We start from the raw sequence: 20,892 nt of genomic DNA on the forward strand, positions 1-20,892 counted from the left end.
ATGACGCTTGATCATACTGGTGGATATGTTGCTCAATTTGATGTATCTTGGGATGAAGTCTCATATGATCAAAATGGAAAAGAAGTATTAACTCATAAAACTTGGGATGGAAACGGTAGAGACAGAACTGCCCATTTCAATACAGTGATCCCACTTCCAGCGAATGCGAAAAATGTAAAAGTTATGGCGAAAGAATGTACAGGTCTTGCATGGGAATGGTGGAGAACAATTATTAATGAACAAAATGTTCCATTAACAAATGAAATAAAAGTTTCAATTGGAGGAACAACATTATACCCAAATGCTAATATTAGTCACTAAGTAAAAGTGAAGAAGCTGACCCCAAAGGCACATAAGTGCCTTTGGGGTCAGTGTTTTTTCCGTTATCGACCGTTCTTTGTAATAGATCGGCGATTCGACACGGGATAAAGGTTCCTCGACGATATTCAACATGAAAGTAGTCGATTTGCTGAGCTGAATCATACCGAAAAGTGGCCTTTTTAGTCAAATCATAAGGAAAAAGACGCTGTAATGACAAGGTTTTGTAGTCATTAGCGTACAATTTTCCCGGTTATTTTAACCAGAAAAAAACTTTCTCAACATCACTTCTGTTACCTGTGTGATAAAATGGAAAAAACAGTTCCCCTTAAGCTGTTTTTTCAAAAGCGATGTACGTGGGAGCAAACTCTCTGATAGGAGGGTTTGTATTTTTTTTTATAGTCCATTCATAATTATTTCTTTTGAATTTACTATATATTTTAGCGCGGTGCTATATGTTTAGTTATTAATATGTCCAATGTATTTGCGGTGACTTTCTTAAGTTATGGCGATTTTTGTATGTAAAAAGAAGCATAAGAGTGTCGTTTTGACAATCTTATGCTTCCTATATGAAAAAATCAGTATCTGTTTTTACACTCTATTTTTTTAAGAAAGTAAAGCCCTGTAAGAGAAGATCCAAATGCAAGCGCACCCCCAATAGCTAGGAGTCCCCAGGATACAATATTGTTAGGAATTGATTTAGCGCAAGCTGCTAAGAGTGCCCCGATAGATCCTAACCAGACAAAACGCATTAGATTGTTCCAACCTATATTTTTTTTCATGGCTCAACCACCTTCCTTTCCATAATTATACCATCTTGAAGAAGTTTCATGTTAGATAATTTCGAGTATAGCGACTTATGAAAATATAGTCTTTGTTTTGATCTAAATTTAAAAAATTCTATACCAAGTATTTATAAACTAACGGTAAGATTATATTTCTGTTTTTTTACAGTTATTTAAGGTGAATGTGACATCCTTTTCATATTTTGGGAAGGGTTGTTAAGGTTTATACTTAAAGAAGGAAGGCACATCAAGAGGTATTTTGGTGATAATATGTTAGAATAATTATTAGGAATGAATCTAATTGATTCAAAAAAGTGCAGTAATGAAAAGAAAAAATAGCTTGAAACGGAGGAATTACATGAGCGTAATCAAAAAACATAAGCCAAATAAACTGAAAATTGGTGTACGAGTATTAATGATTATTATTGGGGCATTTATAACAGCATATGGACTAGAATCTGTATTAATCCCAAATAATGTATCAGATGGTGGTGTGACGGGTTTAAGTATCGTTAGTTCAAAACTACTTGGGTTACCATTAGGCGTTCTCATTGGAGTCATTAACATCCCTTTTGTTTGGTTAGGGTATAAGCAAATTGGTAGAAATTTTGCGATTTACTCGATTATCGGTATTGCTTCATTAGCAATCGGTACGGTTCTTATGCACGGAATACCAACGATTATTCACGGTGATACATTGTTAGTTACTGTTGTTGGAGGGATTATCATCGGTTTTGGTATGGGGTTAGCGTTGCGTAACGGCGGCGCATTAGATGGAATTGATATGTTAGCCGTATTGCTTTCTCGAAAATTACCTTTTGGGACAAGTGACCTCATCTTATTTTTAAACATGTTTGTCTTTATTTTTGTCTCCGCAGTATTTGGTCTTGAAGGGGCCATTCTTTCAGCAATTGCTTACTTTATTGCTTCTAAAGTTATTCACATCGTTGAAGTAGGTTTAAGTGGTTCTAAAACATTTAAAATTATTACAAAGGAACCTGAATTAATGGTAGAGACCATTCGCGATCGCCTAGGTCGAAGTGCGACGTATAATGAAGTTTACGGTGGTTATTCAAAGGAACAATTTAAAGAAATTACATGTGTTATTAACCGTTTAGAAGAAAGTAAAATGAAAGAAATTATTCATGAAATTGATGGAAATGCCTTTGTTACGGTATATGACGTAGCGGAAGTAAAGGGCGGTAATTTCAAAAAACACGATATTCACTAGGGATAACTTTTAAATAGAATTCATAAAAAAAGCATCTGCCCAGATGCTTTTTTTTGTTGTTGAAATGGTATTATCCGATTTGGAAATCTTCACTCTCTTAAGAAAAATTTAAGAAAGCGCCCCCATATTTATTAAGAAATGCTATCTATACTTAAAGCTATCTTATAAATATCGAATGAAGGGGGAGATATTTTATGCAACTGATTACATTCTTAACCGAATTTATTAAACATCCGAAACATACTGGGGCGATCGCACCTAGTTCAAATAGATTATCAAAAAAAATGGTAGATGCAATTAATTTTGGAACAGCACAATATATTGTGGAATTAGGCCCTGGAACAGGAGCTTTTACACGAGAGATTATGAGAAGAAAAAAAGTGGAAACGACATTTATCCTTATTGAAATTAATGAAGTTTTTTTCAAAAAGTTGCAGAAACAATTTGCGAGTGATCCAAGTGTTGTTGTCATACATGGATCAGCTGAAAATATTCAAAAGTATATGGAAGAGTTAAAGATAGAAAAAGTTGATTATGTATTATCTGGATTGCCGTTTACTTCATTACCGCAAGAAGTATCAGTGCGGATTTTACAAAATGTAATCGAATCATTACGAGAGAGCGGAGAGTTTATTACATTTCAATATTCACTTGTAAAAAAAGAATTTATCCAAGCTTTTTTTTCAGAGATTTCGTTAAAAAAAGTTTGGTTTAATTTTTCGCCAGCCTATGTCTTTAGTTGTAGAAAAGAGGCGGGGAGGTCTTGTGCATAATGGAGCTCCATGAGTTATTATCGTATATCGAGCAATATGGCTATGCCGCTTTATTCTTTTGTTTATGGCTTGGGATTGTTGGTATGCCAATTCCAGATGAAATGATTGTAATGAGCGGTGGGAAATAATGATACAAACTGAATAGGTTGAGAGAAAGTGAAACTTTAATCAGTGAGGGATGAAGAAAATCACCACTGATGGAAGTTTCACTTTATGCTATTGACCTTCAAGTTACTTGAAGGATTAGAATGTGAATAAAGAGTCATAAAGGAGATTGAAAAAATGAGTCAAGAACTGAAACTACGCCCTTTAGAACGAGAAGATTTGAAATTTGTTCATGAGCTTAATAATAATGCACATATTATGTCTTACTGGTTTGAAGAACCTTATGAAGCTTTTGTAGAGTTGCAGGATTTATATGATAAACATATTCATGATCAAAGTGAACGTCGCTTTATAGTGGAAAAAGATAATAATATGATTGGATTAGTTGAATTAGTAGAGATTGATTACATTCATCGAAGAACAGAATTTCAAATTATTATCGGTCCAAAGTATCAAGGTTATGGTTATGCAGAGAGTGCAACTCGTTTAGCGATGGATTACGCTTTTTCAGTATTAAATATGCACAAACTATATTTAGTAGTAGATAAAGAAAACGAAAAAGCTACACATATTTACAAAAAAGTCGGCTTCATAATTGAAGGTGAGTTACAAGATGAATTTTTCGTTGACGGTAACTACCATAATGCGATCAGAATGTGTATTTTCCAGCATCAATACTTAGAAATGAAATAATAGTCTTTTTGAGCGGGAAGCTTTTTTTGCGATTTACTAACAAAATATCCAATTGTACAATTCATATTTTATGAATTTTGGATGGTGATTCATAATTTGTCACTGTTTGTATAGTGAGGCCATTTTGTCATAATGTATTGGTATGCCGATTTTTCTTATGTGGGCAGCGGGTGAAAGTTGGCGCTTTTTGTCGATGGGTCTTTATCTTGTGTCGAATCGCCGATATATTCAAAAAATCGCCGATATATGAGAGAAATCGGTCGATATATTTAAAAAATCGCCGATATATGATAAAGGAGTGGCTGAGATGATTGTGAAAGAGCGGAAAATACCAATTTATCTTCGGCAGTTAGAGGCTTTATTCAGAAGAGTACCTGTTGATCATCCGAAAAGGAATGCTATTTCTAAAAATTTGGCCAAACATAAGGCGGGATATAAAGGTGAACAGGCCATTGATTATCCACTAAGCTTTTTGCCAAATAAAGAGTACAGCATTTTACATGATATAAGATTGTTTGATCAGGATCATTATTTTCAAATGGATACCCTTATCCTTTCCTCACGATTTATCCTCTTGCTAGAAATTAAAAATATAGCAGGTACACTACTGTTTGACTCTGAATTTAGTCAACTTATTCGTATATCTGAACAAAAGTCAGAAGGATTCCCAGATCCTATTTTGCAAATGAAGAGACAAGAAAGACAACTTCAAAAATGGTTACACTTATATGGATTTTTAGCCCTCCCAATTGAATCCTTCGTTGTCATTAGTACGCCACGTACAATTATTAAGACTTCTTCCCATGATCAAGATTTTTCCAAAAACGTTATTCATAGTGCAAATCTGCCAAATAAAATTGAGGATTTGGAACGTATGCATGTAGAGATTCTATCATCTAAAGATATACAAGAACTGGCGCTTCAAATGATGATGAATCATTCCCCATTACAGCGAAACGTCCTTGAGCAATACCATGTTACGAAACATGAATTATTAAAAGGAGTGCACTGCCCAGTGTGTTCCTACCTTCCGACAATGAAGGTGAAAAATGGATGGCATTGTTTGAATTGTAACAGTGTTTCTAAGTTTGCGCACAAGGATGCGTTGCAAGATTATGCACTCCTTCTTGGAACGACTGTTACGAATCAGGGGTTAAAAGAATTTCTTCACATTACATCAAGCTCAGTAATAAAAAGGTTAGTTCATGCAATGAACTTGCCTTACAAAGGCGAGAAGAAAGGAAGGAAGTATGATTTAACAGGGATAATTCAGTAATCGTTGTTTGGATTTTGACTTTTCTCGTCGAAGCGCCGATATATTGTCCACCGCATACATCGATAATGATAGAATAGAAGAAAAATGACAGGGATTTTAGGGGGAGCAGGGTTTGCGAAATAAGAAATTGTATTCTAATTTATATAGTAATGTTGTACTAGCAGGAGGAGCGCTATTACTTTTTACACTTCCTGTTCAAGCGGCGGATAATCCTCCTGCGACTAGCGTACAAGAGAATCAAATTGTGGCATGGACGACAGGGAATTCTATTTGGACACTTCCTTATGGATTAGCGGGTGCGAATTATGTAGGATCTACGAATGATTATGTAGGTCGAGATGTTCAATTGGTTCAGAAGATGACAGTGAATAATGTAGTATGGTATCAATTTCGGATAGATGGCCAAGTGATTGGTTGGCTTGATAGCAGGGCGTTAAGCGGTTTGCAAAATGTCCAAACAATGAATCAAACTGCTGTGATGGGGGCAACGGGAACTAATGGTGTATGGTCAATGCCTTACGGTGTAGCGGGTGCGAATTATGTAGGTTCAACGGATCTTTACACTTACCGAGATATTCAATTAGTAGAAAGCGCTACATATGGCGGTGTGCAGTGGTATAAATTTAGTGTAGGTGGCAAAGTCATCGGCTGGATCGATCGCAATGCGTTAGATAATGCTGGAGAAGTGCAGGCTGCCAATTTTACAATTACAATCGGAAGAAGCTATAACAATGGGATATGGACAGTACCTTATGGCATTGCAGGTGCTCAGTATGTTGGAAGTACCAATGATTATGCTTATCAAACGGTTCAAGTGGTGAAGACTGTAAAAAGAGGGAATGTAACTTGGTACCAAGTGATGAAAGATGGGAAGTTGTTAGGCTGGGTCGATGGAGAGAAGGCAGCGTCAAGTTTAACTAATGTAAAAGATGAAAATTATGCTGCTGTAATTGGCTTTTCCGCGAAAGGAGACGGAATATGGAGTGCTCCTTACGGTGAATACGGTGCAAGTTGGGTTGATTCTACTAATCGTTATAGCTATCAAAACGTCCAAGTTGTACAAAGCGCTACGAAAGGAACTGTGACGTGGAATAAAATTATGGCAGAAAACAAAGTATTAGGTTGGGTAGATGCGCGCGTCTTTACGAAAACGGTATCGAATATAAAAGATGAAAATCGAATCGCACTTATTGGAGATACAGATGGTAATGGAGTATGGAGTACGCCTTATGGTGAAAATGGTGCATCCTATGTTGGCTCTGCAAGTAATTATGATAGTCGTCCGCTTCAGATTATTCGCAGCCTAGATAAAGATGGGGTACGTTGGTACTACTTTAAAGTAGATGGTCATGAAGAAGGCTGGATTGATGGAAAGGCAATTTCTAGTGCAACGAATATTCAAGCATTAAACAAAACCGGGCATGTAACCAATGCAGCGGGTAATGCAGTTTGGACGAAGCCTTATGGAATGCAGCATGCGAATTATGTTGGTTCTGCGGCAGATTTTGCGAATCAAAACTTGAATTTGTTACAATCTGCAACTTATAACGGAGTGACATGGTATCAATTTAAACAAAACGGCCGAACTGGTTGGATTGATAGCCGAGCGGTTAGTTTAGGTGAGGTCACACTTGCAGATCAGTTCCGGACAATTGGTGATAATAATCAATTAATTGTTGTTACGGCAAATGGTTACGGAACGAACTTAGCACGCATTCGTACGTTTGAACGTGTAAATGGTACTTGGAAGCAGCTGTTAGATATGAATGGGTATATTGGCCGCGATGGATTTGCATCAAAAATGAGTGAGAATGTCGTGCAGTCGCCGCGAGGGAAATATTCGATTGGTACCGCATTTGGTCGTTATGGCAATCCGGGTACAAAATTGCCATTCCGCCAAATTACGCCTGATGACGTTTGGGTTGATGATTCGAACAGTGCTCTTTACAACACGTGGCAGTCTCGCAGTGCGACGAAGGGACAATGGAGAAGTGCTGAAAATATGGACATATCTGCTTATAATTACGGATTTGTTATTAACTATAATACGGATAGAACTCCAGGAGCAGGAAGCGCAATCTTCTTCCATGTTTCTGATATGTATACACATGGCTGTACTGGCACGGATCAGCAAGACGTTATTTCTATTTTGAAGTGGCTAGATCCAGCTAAAAATCCAGTGATCATTCAAAGTCCTGAATCTGAGCTGGGGAATTATTAAAGAGAAAGAAAAGGATAGATACAAGCAGTTACATACTGCCTGTTCTATCCTTTTTTTATAGTGAAAAATATCCTATTTTAGGGAATGCTAATACAAGCTGTGCTAGCAATTATCGGGTTTTATAAAGTGAAACTTTAATCAGTGGGGGTCCCCCACTGATTATTAGCCCTCACCAATCGGGCTTTTACGGGCAGTTTATCTCCCACCTAACTTCTTTACTTTCGCTGAATTTTGAGGTGGGAGTATTACTGCCCACGAATAGCGGGATAAATTAGCAAAAAGCATCTAGGAGGAAGACAATATGCATGAAATTATAATGTCAACTTTAGCAGGATTAATCGTGGGGGTAATCTTTACGTTATTAAAGCTCCCAATTCCTGCACCGCCCGTTTTCTCTGCAATTATGGGGATCGTTGGGGTATGGGCAGGAATGAAGATCGTTCAATTCTTTTGGAGTTAACAAAAAGGAAGCGGATTTCGGCTTCCTTTTTTTGTTATGCTTAGGTAGGGTTGTCAATAAAAGAAGACTATGGCAGTATAGAAAAGTATAAATATCGAGTGGAGGAACTAAACTAATGTCAAATTTACCAAATTGCCCAAAGTGTAATTCAGAATACACTTACGAAGATGGAGTTCTGTTTGTTTGCCCAGAATGTGCGCATGAGTGGGCGTTAGAAGCGGGAAATAACGAAGATGAAAAAGTAATTAAAGATGCAAATGGAAATGTGTTACAAGATGGTGATTCTGTAACAGTAATTAAAGATTTAAAAGTAAAAGGAACTTCATTAGTTGTAAAAATCGGTACGAAAGTAAAAAATATTCGTTTAGTTGATGGCGATCATGATATTGATTGTAAAATCGATGGTTTCGGACCGATGAAACTAAAATCTGAATTTGTGAAAAAAGCATAAAGTATGGATAGAAATTAAAAAGGATTACCTTGTATATTTATAAGAGGTAATCCTTTTTAATCTGTTTTCTTTTTTCTAAACATCGAATTCTAACTCCTTTAGGCGATTACATGAAAATTTGTTGAACGACTTTGACTAAACCAGCGATACAAGATAATAATACAAAGCCGCCTAAGCAAGAACAAGTAACGATTTGGGTAAATAATAAATCTTGATTTTCATTCATCAGAATCCGCTCCTTTGTCATATTCTCTAGCTTTAGCATACATGGAATGAAGAAACGGAAACATCGAATTGCCTAACAAGATTCTTACAATATTGTAAGAATTCTTATGTTTTATGATAGGAGGCTAAGAGTATGAAATTAAAGCCCGTTTTATGGATTGGACTCGTTGTTTTTATCTTTATAGTTAACTTACTCGTTCGGTATATTCATACAGGAGTAATTACAAATAATCGTATTTTAGGATCACAAGGATATACGATCGCTTTTAGTCTTGTTTATTTTATCAGCTTCCTATTAAAGAAAAAGTAAACATTATAATTCCTTCAAAAATAAAATAAACTTCTCCAAACTTTGTGACCTTTGCTTTCCACGTTTCATAATAAAATCAATCTTCATTTTGTGTTGTAATTTCTGATGATGAATGGCTTTCGTTCTTTCTATCACATCTGCTGGTAGAATGCTTATTCCAAGCCCGGCATGAACTGCTTGGAGCATGGATTCAAGTGAATCGAATTCCATTATAGCTGGTTGAATCCAATTCTGTTTCTCGGCGAAATCAAATAGTTTATTTCTATATATACAACTTGGATCGCTATTTACAAGTAGCGTTGGCTGCTGTTGTTCATTTGAAGAAATCAGTACGATGTCTTCAAAATAATGATAAGCACTTTCGAATTGGGAATCGTTGTATGGAGTGCTTATGAAAATTCCATCAGCCTCTCCGTAGGCAAGCATTTCTTGTAATTGAAGTTTATTAGCCGTTTTTACCTTTACATTTATGTTGTGATTAGACTGTAAAAAAGAAGCAAGCAGTCGTGGAACTTTTACAGCGGAAATGGTTTGCGGTGCTCCGATAATTAAAGATTCTCGCCATCTTTTAGGGTTTAGTTTTGATTTTGCTTCGTCCATTAACATCATAATTTGGTTTGTATAATTCAACAAAATTTTTCCGTCTTCAGTCAATGTTACGCCTCTATTATTACGCTCCAGTAATTTGACACCTAGTTCTTCTTCTAAGCTTTTTATGCGCTGGCTAATATTTGGCTGCACATATCCGAGTTTTTCGGCGGCCCTAGAGATAGATTGTAATTCGGCAACATGTTTAAAAATCCATAAGTCATGACTTTCCAAAATTAATCCCTCCACTGATATCATTTGAAATGATATCAACCTCATTATTCAGTATTATACCTTTTGTAATAGCAAGGATACAATGAGTGGTAAAGTGAAACTTCCATCAGTGGGGAGCTTACTGTCCGCGAATAGCTGGATAACAAATATGATAAGAAGAGGAGAAGGGACAATGGAGCTAAAAGGTAAAGTAGTCATAATAACAGGCGGCGGTACTGGTATCGGAAGAGCGACGGCTTTGAAGCTAGCAGATGCAGGGGCGAAAGTTGTCATCAATTACAGCCGTTCGGAAAAAGAAGCGGTAGAAACAAGGGACGAAATTGTAAAGCGCGGAGGTACAGCTCTCGTTTTAAAAGCTGATGTTGCAATAGGGACAGAAGTAGAAGACATGGTCTTACAAACTGTGAAATCTTTTGGTGCGGTAGATGCTTTAGTAAACAATGCGAGTATAACAGCACAAATACCGATGAATGATTTGCAGTCTGTAACAGATGAAGTGTGGGATTCTCTTTTCAACGTAAATGTGAAAGGGATGTTTCATTGCATAAAGGCTGTTGTTCCTTATATGAAGAAGCAAGGGGCAGGTGCAATTGTGAATATAGGAAGCGTTGCTGGAATAACTGGGCTAGGTTCGTCTGTTCCGTATGCAGTAACAAAAGGGGCTATTCATACGATGACAAAATCGTTAGCTATTTCACTCGCGCCTCAGATTAGAGTAAATAGTATCGCCCCTGGTGCAGTTCATACAAGATGGTGGGCAAATTATGAAGAGAAGATGCAAGAACTTGCCGGGAACATACCACTGCAAAGAATTTCAACGCCTGATGAAATTGCTGAGGTGATTTTGTTTCAATTGACGCAAGAATCGATTACGGGACAGATATTTACAATTGATAATGGACAGACGCTTTGAAGTTGTAGGAATTGATGTTGGCATGAACTTTGTTGCCACTTTGTATGATTCAGATGATTGCACTTTTTTCATTTTGGAAGAATGAATCGGTAGCGTAAAGCAGTAGATAAAGGGAATTCTTATAGGGGAGGTTTCTTAAGAAAAAATTAAGAAACCTCCCCATTATTTGTTAAGAAATGCAATTTATACTGAGACCTATACAATATCGATGAAACGAGGTGGGGTTTCATGCAACTTATTACATTTTTAGCTGAGTTTATCAAGCATCCTAAACACATTGGAGCGATTGCACCGAGTTCGAAACTATTAGCGAAAAAAATGGTGGATGCAATTCATTTTGAAGATGCAAGGTACATTGTGGAATTAGGGCCAGGTACAGGGGTTTTTACAAGAGAAATTATGAAGCGAAAACGGAAACACACCACGTTTATTCTGATTGAAATTAATGAAGTTTTTGTGAGGGATTTGCAGAAGCAGTTTGGGAATGATCCAAATGTTTTCGTTATCCACGGATCGGCTGAAAATATACAAACGTACATGAGAGAGCTACAGATAGACAAGGTCGATTATGTATTATCCGGTTTACCATTTACCTCGTTACCGATGGAAGTATCATCACGTATTTTAAGCAATGTGATGAATGTGTTACAAGAACATGGTGAGTTTATCACATTTCAATATTCGCTCACCCGGAAATCGTTTATACAAACTTTTTTTCCGAAAGTATCTGTTACAAAGGTTTGGTTTAATTTCCCGCCAGCTTATGTGCTAGATTGTAGAAAAGAAGTAGGGAGTGCTGTTAAGTATGGAGTTACATGAGTTGTTATCATATATTCAGCATTACGGTTACGGTGCTTTGTTTTTTTGTTTATGGTTAGGGATTGTTGGTATGCCGCTCCCTGATGAAATGATCGTGATGAGCGGCGGATTGGTTTCATCCATGCATATATTAATGCCAATTCCAGCCTTTCTGTTAACGTATTTCGGCGTTGTATCAGGACTTTCTTTAGGGTATATCCTTGGAAAGACAGTAGGTTCGAAAGTTCTGGATGCATTGATGAAAAAGAAGAAGGCAAAGTATCTTTGGAAGTCACAAGCATTGCTTGATCGATATGGACATTATGCATTAGTAATCAGCTATTTTATACCAGTAGTAAGACATATCGTTCCTTATTTAGTTGGAATCAACAATATGTCATTTAAAACGTATGCTTTGTATTCATATATGACAGGGTTTGTTTGGACGTTATGCTATTTTATGCTCGGGTATATGTTTGGAGGCAATATCAATTACATTGTAGAACTTACAACGAATTATGGTTTCATTTTTGGGAGTGTTCTTATGTTAATGTTCGGTGTGTACTACATAGGCAGAGAGAATAAAGGGTAATGTAACAAAATCTTAAATTTATTTGTTAAAATATCCCTATAATAGATTGATAATGTTGGAGGAGAGATTGTGAGTCGAGAAACAATACTTGTTGTAGATGATGAAAAAGAAATTCGTGATTTGATTGCAATTTATTTGAAGAATGAAGGATATGAAGTGTTGCAAGCTGGGGATGGTGCAGAGGGGGTAGAAATATTACAAAAGCAGCAAGTACATTTAGTTGTATTAGATATTATGATGCCGAAACTAGACGGTATTCATATGTGTATGAAAGTAAGAGAAATAGCTGAGATGCCAATTATTATGTTATCGGCTAAAACGCAAGACATGGACAAAATTTTAGGGTTAACAACCGGAGCGGATGATTATGTAACGAAACCTTTTAATCCATTAGAATTGATTGCGCGAATTAAGTCACAGCTTCGTAGGTATATGAAAATGAGCGGCGGCTTTATCCAAAATGAAAATGAAATTGAAGTTGGCGATATGAAAATAAACGTTGCAACGCATGAAGTGATTGTGGGGCATGATGAAGTGAAACTGACACCGAGGGAATTCTCTATTTTAGAGTTACTGGCGAGAAATCGCGGGATGGTATTTAGTGCGGATCAAATTTATGAACGCATTTGGAAAGAACATTCCTTTCAATCTGATAATACTGTCATGGTACATATTCGGAAAATTCGCGAGAAGACAGAAGAAAACCCAAGGAAACCTCGGTATATAAAAACAGTGTGGGGAGTGGGATATAAGATTGAGAAAGATAGTTAAAAACATATTCAGGCCGATTGGTTGGATGGTTCGAACTTTAAAAAAAATAATATATAAAATTGTAAGAGGAGTACAACAAAGTATACGTGTACAACTAATGGTTACGTTTGCTTTTTGTATTTTACTTGGCGTGATAGGAGGATGGGCCTCGTCCCCATTTTTTCAAGGTGTCAATAAAAATGCTGTAATTGATTATTCGTCAGGTATGCGAGGAATAGATACAACCGCAGAAAGACTTGTTGGGGTTATTACAAGAGAGGGTGCTTTAATTAACGTACAAGAAATTCTTGAATGGCCAGAGTATCAGAGAACATTGAAAGTTTTAATTGTAGATGAGGATGGAAAAGTTGTCTATAAGACAAAAGGGGCTCAGGAAGAACAGATTAATCTTCATAGTACCATTCGTAATATCATGAGCTTTAAAATAAATCGCTCTAGTTATGAAGATCAAGATATAATACATGAAAGTAAGCGTAAAGAATTTACAACTTTTTATCCTGTTACAATTCAAGAGAAAAACATGTATTTAATTGCAAGTGGTATACCACAAGGAGATATTATAGAAGTTCAGAATGATAGCCCATTTCCATTTTTTGTTGGTTTTGTTGTTTTTTTAGCTTCTTTCTTTTATATAACGAAGCGAAAGATGAAGCAAATTGAAGCAATGGCAGAAGGCGTGAAAGAGATTGCAAAGGGAAACTTAGCATATCGGATTGAAAAAAAGGGTAAAGATGAAATGGCTTTATTAACAGAGAATATTAATCATATGGCAGAAGAGCTTATGGTGAATATTGAAAAAGAACGAAAAATTGAAAAGCAAAAAAATGAATTAATTACCAATGTATCGCATGATTTACGAACACCACTTACTTCGATTATGGGATACTTGCGTTTATTACGTGATACCAAATATGAAAATAGAGAACAATACGATGAGTATATAAAAATTGCCTTTTCAAAGTCAGAGCAGTTAAAGAACTTAATAGAAGATTTATTTGAATACACAAAGTTAAAAAATGAAAAAATTATGTTAGAAAAACAAGAAGTGTGCGTAAACGAACTTCTTGATCAATTAATTGAAGAACTTGTACCGCAAGCAGAGGAACATGGTCTTTCCTTTGTGAAAGAATTTCCCGAAGATCGTTTATACGCTTCCTTGGATTCAGAAAAAATGGTCCGCGTGTTTGATAATTTATTAATGAATGCCATTAAGTATAGTAAAGATGAGGGAGAAATTATCGTTTCGTTTCAAAGAGAGCGACGTAACATTCGCATTTCTATTGCAAACGAAAGTGAAGAGTTTACAAAAGAGGAGTTAGAGAACTTGTTTGAACGCTTCTATAAAAAAGATCAATCAAGAAGTCGAGTGTCAGAAGGCTCAGGGCTTGGACTTGCGATTGCGAAAAGCATTGTGGAACTAGAAGGCGGAGAAATTCGGGCGGAATATGAGAACGGGGTAGTTCAGTTTATTATTGTATTGCCGGTTGTGGTGGAGTGACGTTTTATGAAGAATGTAGCAATTATTAGAAATATATGGATTTTGGTAATGATTTGTAAAACTATGTAATGGTATTATATGGGTAATACTACTTAAAGTAAGGGGAAATGGTAATGGGAATGTTCACAGCGGTTGCAATAACTAGTTCGATTTTGTTTTTAGCTTGGGCTGTAGGGAACCGAGAAAAGGGGCAGCAACAATAATATTAGGTAATCATAAGGATGAAAAAAGATAGGAGAATTAGAGATGAGCCAGACTGAAAACATCTTTAAAAAAAGTTTGATTTCAGCTATTTTTAGTTCTGTATGTTTGGTAATCGCGGTATTTCTCGTATACTCTTTTGTTAAACATCCACTACCGAATTTATTACTATTAAGTGTTGTATCTTTTCCGTGTTTTCATTTAGCGAGGATAACCCGTTATAAAATTCAACAAAATCGTGGTAAGTAGCCCTTCGCGAAGTAGGGGGCTACTTTACAACATTTCACTAAAAAGAAAAAGCACCTCAATCTCCAATGAGGTGCTCCTACTTTACTATTTACACACGTACAGCTGTACCGCTTACGGCAACCATTAACATTCCGTCACGAACAACTTCGTAGTCTACATCGATACCAACGATTGCATTTGCACCTTTTTGCGTAGCAAGTTGTTTCATTTCTTCCATCGCGATGTCACGCGCTTCTTTTAATTTACTTTCGTATGCACCAGCACGGCCACCTACAACGTCACGAACAGAAGCGAAGAGATCACGTACGATATTTGCACCCATAATTGCTTCGCCGTTTACGATGTCTACATACTCAATAATTTCTTTTCCTTGAATTGTATTAGTTGTTGTTACGATCATTATCAACACGCTCCTATAATCTCTGAAAGTTTATTGTTGTTTCTTATGCTCTCATTATTACATGGAAACAGTAAAGCAACTATCTTATAACCTTACATAAAGATGACACTTTTGTAATGTTTCATAAGTCATAGTTCGAAATACCTTTTTTAGATCGCTTGACTTCTAATTTGCATGTAACTATAATGGTTACAACGTAGCGGTGATAAATATGAAAATTAGTAGTCGCTTTACAATTGCTGTGCATATTTTTTTGCTATACATGTAACTTATATAGTTACAACTTATGAATAAACGAAAAAGTGAGGGAATATATATGACTGTCAAAATTAAAGCGTATTCTGATTTTATATGTCCATTTTGTTTTTTAGGAAAAGGTCCTTTGGATGAGATTGTAAAGGAAAAAGATGTAGAAGTAGAGTGGGTGCCATTTGAATTACGTCCAAGTCCATATCCGAAAATTGATCCATGGAAAGAGCCTGACAAGTTAGGTTCATGGGATTCGTTCATTGCTCCTACCGCAAAAAAATTAGGAGTGGAAATGCGTTTACCTCGCATCTCTCCGCATCCATATACAAATCTTGCTTTTGAGGGATACCACTTTGCGAAGGAACATGGAAAAGGAAATGCGTTTCACGATAGAGTGTTTGCTGCCTTTTTCCAAGAGGAACAAAATATTGGAGACATTGAAGTATTAACAAAATTGGCAGATGAAGTTGGGCTGCCTAAGGATGCATTTAAAGAAGTGCTAGTATCAAGAAAATATAAAGGTGTACAAGAAGAAGCGTTGCGACATGCTTATGAAGAAGCACAAATTATGGCTGTTCCAACATTCGTTATTGGTGATGAAGTGATTCAAGGGTTAGCGAGCAAAGAAAGATTAGCAAAAGCAATTGATCAAGAGCTAGCAAAGAGTAAGGAAAATGAGTTAGATGGAATGCAATGTAATGTAGATGGATATTGTTAATAATAGATTGGGTGTATGACCAACATATAAAATATTATATTGGAGGGATGAAACATGTCAGTTACTACAAAAAATTTTAAAGATGCTATTATGAACCGCCGCTCTATTCGTAAAGTGAAAAAGAACGAAAGCATTACGAAAGAAAGAATAAGTGACGTTTTAAAAACAGCTTTATACGCACCATCAGCTTTTAACATGCAAAGTGGCCGCCTCGTTGTATTAATGGATGCAGAGCATGAAAAGTTTTGGAATATCGTAAAAGAAACGCTTCGGGCCCTCGTTCCAGCAGAAAATTTTGAGGCTACTGCAGCAAGACTGCAAGGATTCCGTGATGGGGTAGGGACAGTGTTATTCTTTGAAAATCAAGAAACTGTGAAGACGATGCAAGAAAACGCACCATTATATAAAGAGCAATTTCCATTTTGGTCTCATCAAGGAAGTGCAATGCTGCAATATGCAACATGGATGGCTTTATCTGCAGAAGGAATCGGAGCGTCCCTGCAACACTACAATCCAATTGTTGACGAAGAAGTAAAACAAACTTGGAACATTCCAGCAGAGTGGAGCCTAGTAGCGCAAATGCCATTCGGCGAACCAGATGAGCAGCCAGGTGAAAGAACGTTTTTACCTTATGAAGATGTAGTGAAATTTTATTAAGAAGAGCAAATGATTTTAACTTAAAAACAGGAGTATGACTATATTTAAAGAAAAAACGTCTCAAAAATTAGAGGCGTTTTTTTATATTTATATAATGTTTAAAAATTTGATTACATTATTGTTTGTTCAATATTATATGGGAGTTTGGATAGTTAATGTGATAAAATAATCTTGCTTCCTTATGAAATAAGGAATATTTATCGATTGATAATACAGAATATTTTTAATTATTTTTTATTTATTACAGGGAGGGGAATTCACAGTATATTTTTTTATAAACATTTATTTTAATATAAAAAGGAGTTATTCATTTGAAGAAGATATTTAAAGTGCTTTTATGGTTAGTAGCATTAGCGGTAGGTAGTGTAGCTATATTTTTAGCTTATATTATGATTACGGATGAGAAACCTGTTAGTGTTCAGAAATTAAATGTAGAAAATAAGAATGACAAGGTTTTAAAACAGGGAGATACATTTACAGCGACGACTTTTAACATAGGCTATGCTGGTTTGGATAAAGATCAAGACTTTTTTATGGATGGGGGAAAAGGCTCTCGTTCTAGCAGTAAAGAACAAACAGAAAAAAATCTTAACAACATGCTATCCTTTTTACAAAAACAAGATTCTGATTTCTTCTTATTGCAAGAGGTAGATACAAAATCATCAAGATCGTTTGATGTGAATGAATATGACGTATTTAAGAATGGTTTGAAAAACTATGAATCTTCTTTCGGATATAATTATCATGCACAGTGGGTACCCGTTCCAATTACTAATCCGATGGGATATGCGAATTCGGGAATGAGTTCGTTTTCTAAGTATAAGATTGATGCAGCAACAAGATTTCAACTGCCGGGGAGAGAACCTTGGCCAAAACAATTATTTGATTTAGACCGAGCAATCGTTGAACATAAAATTCCTGTGAGTAATGGAAAGTATTTAAGACTCGTCAATCTTCATTTATCTGCTTATGATAAAGGCGGAAAAATAAGAAGACAACAAGTTGATTATTTGAAAGAGTATATGAACAAACACTATAAAAACGGTGACTATGTGGTACTCGGCGGTGATTGGAATCAATTAGTCTCTGATGTACAGCTAAAAGATCCGAAGTTTCAAAAATCATGGCCTGAATGGTTAGTACAATTGCCAAAAGATTTCACAGACGGTGGGTTCCAATGGGCAGTAGACCCTACTGTTTGGACCGTTCGCGATGATGTGAAGAAATATGTAGAAGGCGAGAATTTCGTTACGATTATTGATGGGTTTTTAGTTTCACCAAATGTAGAAATCGTAAATGTACATGGAAATGATCTGAAGTTTGAAAATAGCGATCATAATCCGGTGAGTGCGGTGTTTAAGTTAAAATAATATCTCATGATTTTATCTGTCCTTGGTTATAGTAACAAAAGAACGATAACCAAGGAGGCTACAACAGTGGATAACAGTAGTAATTTTGTAGAGAAATTGCACGATACACAAGAGAAAGCAGAACGTAATAAAAAGCGCCAAGGTAACGGAAATCCAGGTAAAAAGAAGCCGAATAAAACGCATAAATAAGAGATAAGAAAACCCATCTTCTGTATTGAAGATGGGTTTTCAAATTTTTAGTGCGTTGCATTTGTTTTTTTTCGGCGAATGTATAGAAAAGCCAAAGCTGTAAGAACGACTAACGCAATTAATAAAATCAAGCCATAGCGGTGAATGGAGTGGCTAATGAGATGCCAATCTTTCCCGAATACGAATCCTAATTGAATGAAGGTAAAGCTCCATATGAATGCTCCTAAATAAGCGTAAAGGCAAAATGTTCGAATGCGCAGGCGAGAAATACCGGTTAAATAGGCAGTAACGTGTCGCACTCCTGGGATGAAATAGCCAAAAATCAGTAAAGTGGGACCGATTTTTTGAAAGAGCGTTTGTGTCCGGGCAATTTTGCTTTCTGTAATGTGCATTTTAGGGCCGAATTTCTTTAAGAAGGGAAGCCCGAGTCTTTTTCCTAATATGTAACTAAGCGAGATTCCAACTACAGAGCCAAACCATGCGCTTAATAAGGCGATAAAGAAGTTCATTTTCCCTTGATATATATAATATCCTACAAAAGTTAATAACGTTTCATCTGGTATCGGTAATCCGATAATTCCTCCCACTAACGCCATGATTAGTCCGAAATATCCATAATGTGATATGACATAATTTAAGTGCTGTTCTATTTGTGATCACCATCCATTACTATGTATTCTTTTTAGTTTCACCCAATTATATGTACTCATTACTATACGGAATTATTTACTTTGTATGAGAAAGCATGCATAAAAACGTCTCGCAATTAAATACTAAAGATATTAAATTTGTTATTTTCCTTATACAATCTAAAGAGGAGTTGTAAGCATGATTTTAAAACAACCATATAAGTTGTGGATTGCCTTAGTGTGCGCGTTATTCATCATAACAAATCTCGTTTTTCCGCTTGAAAAGGCATTTGCAGAAGTAATGGATCATACGAAATATCAAATGGATTGGAGTTATAGTAAATCTTTAAAGAAACCAATTCGAACTGAGCTCATTAAAACAGCCGATGGAAAAATTGCCTTTTGTTTAAATGTGCATTTAAAATCGCCAAGTGGCCAGGATTTACCTGAAATAGGAAAAACGGATGTTGCAGTATATCGTGTATTACTTAATGGGTATCCACAAAAAAGTCCACAAGAACTCGGTGTATCGACTTGGGAAGAAGCGCATTATGCAACGCAGTTAGCTGTATGGGATGCGTTGAAGCAAATCGATATCAATGATTTAGAGCATCGCAATAAAAATGTAGGAAGAGCAGTGAAAGAAATTATTGCGAATGCACAGAAGAGTCAAGAAGTGCAAGAGATTACGATGAATGTGACTCCGACAGAAAAGCAAACAGCAACGTTAAAAAATGATTTCTTTGAAACCGATTTATATACAGTAGAAACAAATGCAAAAAAAGGTACGTATCAAGTGCAAGCAACGAATGCACCTGAAGGCGTAAAGTTTGTAAATGAAAATGGTGAAGCAAAAACACAGTTTAACGTAGGAGAAAAATTTCGTGTTTTAATTCCAAAAGCAACAAAAAAAGGCGAATTTAGTTTTAAAGTTGTTGCAAACCTTTCGAAGTTACAAGCCATTAAATATAAAGGTACCCCTGCAATCCAAGATGCAACAGTTCTTTTAGAGCGTGAAGAAGAAAAAGCGAGTCCTGATTTGTTAGTAAATTGGGAAGCGCCAGCACCTTCTAAATATAAAAAATAATAACAAATCCCAACGCTTCGAGTTAGTATAAGCGTTGGGATTTTTAATTTCTAAAATTTTTTTAAAACGACGGACATAAAATCACATGTCCCTTCGAATAATATAAAGAGGAAGGTTATAAACACATATATAAGAGGAGAAGAGGTAAATGATAGAAAAATATGAAAGTATTGCTGGAACCTTAAAGGTATTAGCACATCCTGTACGTTTATGCTTAGTTGAAACACTGCTTACAAAAGGCCCTACGAATGTAACGACAATGTATGAAAAATTAGGAATGCCTCAAAGTACGATTAGTCAACATTTAGCTAAGTTGAAAGCTGCTAAGATCGTCGCAGGTACTCGAAAAGGGCTAGAAATTTATTATGAAGTAGTAGATAGTCGTACGAAGATGATTGTAGCTAATATCATTTAAATGGAAATGATGGAGTTCTTATATTTTTTAACAGTCTAATATTGTATTGTAGGCTCTAAAATACAATATTAGACTGTTAACCGATTTATCCCGCATTAACGGGCAGTAAGACCCCCACCTCAAGATTCAGAAAGAAGCAAAGAAGATAGGTGGGGGATAACTGCCCGTAAAAGCCCGATTGGTTCAACTAACCGTCAGTGGGGGATGAAGAAAACCCCCACTGACGGAAGTTTCACTTTATCGAGAGAAGAAATTTGATAACTACTTAGTCACTTTATGAAAAAAGGGCAGAAAAGCATTTTACTGGCTATGTATAGGAGCGGTCAGAGTCTTTTCCTACCGCGCAGCGACTTATATAAAATCATATCAAAAAGCACAATTCGGATAGAGAGAATTGTGCTTTTTTAATGGATTATATTTCCGTGTTAGAAAATGTGACATAACGTTTTTTCTTGTAAGCGTTTGCAATTTAGAGTATTTTGAAGG

At 36.1% G+C, this 20,892-nt stretch carries 24 protein-coding genes and 1 pseudogene; 21 read left to right on the plus strand and 4 right to left on the minus strand.

The features are described 5' to 3' along the window. Positions 1 to 321 (plus strand): thiol-activated cytolysin C-terminal domain-containing protein (locus tag BM211_RS23685; RefSeq protein WP_035433242.1); only part of this gene is annotated, 321 nt, incomplete at its 5' end. Between the two features lie 575 nt (positions 322 to 896). Here BM211_RS23685 and BM211_RS23690 read toward each other — a convergent pair. Next, positions 897 to 1,100, minus strand: a complete 204-nt coding sequence (locus tag BM211_RS23690) for a hypothetical protein (RefSeq protein ID WP_090999894.1) — start codon at positions 1,098 to 1,100, stop codon at positions 897 to 899. Positions 1,101 to 1,461: 361 nt separating this feature from the next. Between BM211_RS23690 and BM211_RS23695 the strand changes: the two genes are divergently transcribed. The 9 genes and pseudogenes from BM211_RS23695 (at position 1,462) to BM211_RS26610 (ending at position 8,848) form a co-directional block, all read left to right on the plus strand. Beyond that, positions 1,462 to 2,334, plus strand: coding sequence for a YitT family protein (locus BM211_RS23695; protein ID WP_035433236.1), 873 nt, complete (start codon positions 1,462 to 1,464; stop codon positions 2,332 to 2,334). Positions 2,335 to 2,528: 194 nt separating this feature from the next. Continuing rightward, entirely contained in the window at positions 2,529 to 3,107 is a 579-nt protein-coding gene (locus BM211_RS23700) for a class I SAM-dependent methyltransferase (protein ID WP_090999896.1), read from the plus strand. Continuing rightward, positions 3,107 to 3,229 (plus strand): annotated as a pseudogene (locus tag BM211_RS23705) (DedA family protein); the annotation flags it as partial. The gene BM211_RS23700 and the pseudogene BM211_RS23705, both read left to right, overlap by 1 nt. Positions 3,230 to 3,389: 160 nt before the next feature. Beyond that, a complete protein-coding gene (gene speG, locus BM211_RS23710; protein ID WP_035433233.1) occupies positions 3,390 to 3,905 on the plus strand; it encodes a spermidine N1-acetyltransferase in 516 nt (171 codons plus the stop codon). A gap of 307 nt (positions 3,906 to 4,212) precedes the next feature. Further along, the gene (locus tag BM211_RS23715; RefSeq protein WP_035433231.1) at positions 4,213 to 5,181 is read left to right on the plus strand and encodes a nuclease-related domain-containing protein; all 969 of its coding nucleotides are present in this window, start codon (positions 4,213 to 4,215) and stop codon (positions 5,179 to 5,181) included. A gap of 112 nt (positions 5,182 to 5,293) precedes the next feature. Continuing rightward, entirely contained in the window at positions 5,294 to 7,402 is a 2,109-nt protein-coding gene (locus BM211_RS27655) for a GW domain-containing glycosaminoglycan-binding protein (RefSeq protein ID WP_090999898.1), read from the plus strand. Between the two features lie 301 nt (positions 7,403 to 7,703). Continuing rightward, complete coding sequence (locus BM211_RS23725; RefSeq protein WP_035433229.1) at positions 7,704 to 7,862, plus strand: XapX domain-containing protein; 159 nt, start codon at positions 7,704 to 7,706, stop codon at positions 7,860 to 7,862. A 115-nt stretch (positions 7,863 to 7,977) separates the two neighbouring features. Next, positions 7,978 to 8,313, plus strand: coding sequence for a zinc ribbon domain-containing protein YjdM (locus BM211_RS23730; RefSeq protein WP_035433227.1), 336 nt, complete (start codon positions 7,978 to 7,980; stop codon positions 8,311 to 8,313). Between the two features lie 358 nt (positions 8,314 to 8,671). Beyond that, on the plus strand, positions 8,672 to 8,848 hold the full coding sequence (locus BM211_RS26610) for a hypothetical protein (RefSeq protein WP_156107939.1): 177 nt from the start codon (positions 8,672 to 8,674) through the stop codon (positions 8,846 to 8,848). 3 nt (positions 8,849 to 8,851) lie between these two features. Here BM211_RS26610 and BM211_RS23735 read toward each other — a convergent pair whose 3' ends face one another. Then, positions 8,852 to 9,670, minus strand: coding sequence for a LysR family transcriptional regulator (locus tag BM211_RS23735; RefSeq protein ID WP_035433225.1), 819 nt, complete (start codon positions 9,668 to 9,670; stop codon positions 8,852 to 8,854). A gap of 172 nt (positions 9,671 to 9,842) precedes the next feature. Here BM211_RS23735 and BM211_RS23740 point away from each other — a divergent pair, with 172 nt between their 5' ends. The 5 genes from BM211_RS23740 (at position 9,843) to BM211_RS23760 (ending at position 14,242) form a co-directional block, all read left to right on the plus strand. Further along, the gene (locus tag BM211_RS23740) at positions 9,843 to 10,583 is read left to right on the plus strand and encodes an SDR family NAD(P)-dependent oxidoreductase (RefSeq protein ID WP_090999900.1); all 741 of its coding nucleotides are present in this window, start codon (positions 9,843 to 9,845) and stop codon (positions 10,581 to 10,583) included. Between the two features lie 228 nt (positions 10,584 to 10,811). Next, complete coding sequence (locus BM211_RS23745) at positions 10,812 to 11,402, plus strand: class I SAM-dependent methyltransferase (RefSeq protein ID WP_090999902.1); 591 nt, start codon at positions 10,812 to 10,814, stop codon at positions 11,400 to 11,402. Beyond that, on the plus strand, positions 11,389 to 11,973 hold the full coding sequence (locus tag BM211_RS23750; RefSeq protein ID WP_090999904.1) for a DedA family protein: 585 nt from the start codon (positions 11,389 to 11,391) through the stop codon (positions 11,971 to 11,973). The genes BM211_RS23745 and BM211_RS23750 overlap by 14 nt, the downstream gene beginning before the upstream one ends. 69 nt (positions 11,974 to 12,042) lie before the next feature. Then, the gene (locus BM211_RS23755) at positions 12,043 to 12,744 is read left to right on the plus strand and encodes a response regulator transcription factor (RefSeq protein ID WP_090999906.1); all 702 of its coding nucleotides are present in this window, start codon (positions 12,043 to 12,045) and stop codon (positions 12,742 to 12,744) included. 25 nt (positions 12,745 to 12,769) lie between these two features. Beyond that, positions 12,770 to 14,242, plus strand: a complete 1,473-nt coding sequence (locus BM211_RS23760) for a HAMP domain-containing sensor histidine kinase (RefSeq protein WP_090999917.1) — start codon at positions 12,770 to 12,772, stop codon at positions 14,240 to 14,242. A 538-nt stretch (positions 14,243 to 14,780) separates the two neighbouring features. Here the strand turns inward: BM211_RS23760 and BM211_RS23770 are convergent. After that, entirely contained in the window at positions 14,781 to 15,092 is a 312-nt protein-coding gene (locus tag BM211_RS23770) for a heavy metal-binding domain-containing protein (protein ID WP_035433213.1), read from the minus strand. Between the two features lie 316 nt (positions 15,093 to 15,408). Between BM211_RS23770 and BM211_RS23775 the strand changes: the two genes are divergently transcribed. The 4 genes from BM211_RS23775 to BM211_RS23790 all read left to right on the plus strand — a co-directional run bounded on the left by BM211_RS23775 (position 15,409) and on the right by BM211_RS23790 (position 18,275). Then, positions 15,409 to 16,059 (plus strand): DsbA family oxidoreductase, encoded by a 651-nt coding sequence (locus BM211_RS23775; RefSeq protein ID WP_035433210.1) that lies wholly within the window; start codon positions 15,409 to 15,411, stop codon positions 16,057 to 16,059. A 54-nt stretch (positions 16,060 to 16,113) separates the two neighbouring features. After that, complete coding sequence (locus BM211_RS23780; protein ID WP_090999908.1) at positions 16,114 to 16,716, plus strand: nitroreductase family protein; 603 nt, start codon at positions 16,114 to 16,116, stop codon at positions 16,714 to 16,716. Between the two features lie 311 nt (positions 16,717 to 17,027). Next, entirely contained in the window at positions 17,028 to 18,086 is a 1,059-nt protein-coding gene (locus BM211_RS23785; RefSeq protein ID WP_090999910.1) for an endonuclease/exonuclease/phosphatase family protein, read from the plus strand. 66 nt (positions 18,087 to 18,152) lie between these two features. After that, positions 18,153 to 18,275, plus strand: coding sequence for a DUF4023 domain-containing protein (locus BM211_RS23790; protein WP_035433200.1), 123 nt, complete (start codon positions 18,153 to 18,155; stop codon positions 18,273 to 18,275). Between the two features lie 47 nt (positions 18,276 to 18,322). On the opposite strand, the gene BM211_RS23795 is transcribed toward BM211_RS23790, so the two are convergent. Then, a complete protein-coding gene (locus BM211_RS23795; RefSeq protein WP_035433197.1) occupies positions 18,323 to 18,925 on the minus strand; it encodes a DedA family protein in 603 nt (200 codons plus the stop codon). A gap of 178 nt (positions 18,926 to 19,103) precedes the next feature. On the opposite strand from BM211_RS23795, the gene BM211_RS23800 reads away from it, so the two are divergent. Next, complete coding sequence (locus tag BM211_RS23800) at positions 19,104 to 19,991, plus strand: thioester domain-containing protein (protein WP_090999913.1); 888 nt, start codon at positions 19,104 to 19,106, stop codon at positions 19,989 to 19,991. A gap of 148 nt (positions 19,992 to 20,139) precedes the next feature. Next, complete coding sequence (locus BM211_RS23805; protein ID WP_090999915.1) at positions 20,140 to 20,406, plus strand: ArsR/SmtB family transcription factor; 267 nt, start codon at positions 20,140 to 20,142, stop codon at positions 20,404 to 20,406. Positions 20,407 to 20,892: the final 486 nt, after the last annotated feature.

Source organism: Bacillus sp. 491mf (genome assembly GCF_900112415.1).
Taxonomy (GTDB): Bacteria; Bacillota; Bacilli; order Bacillales; family Bacillaceae_G; genus Bacillus_A.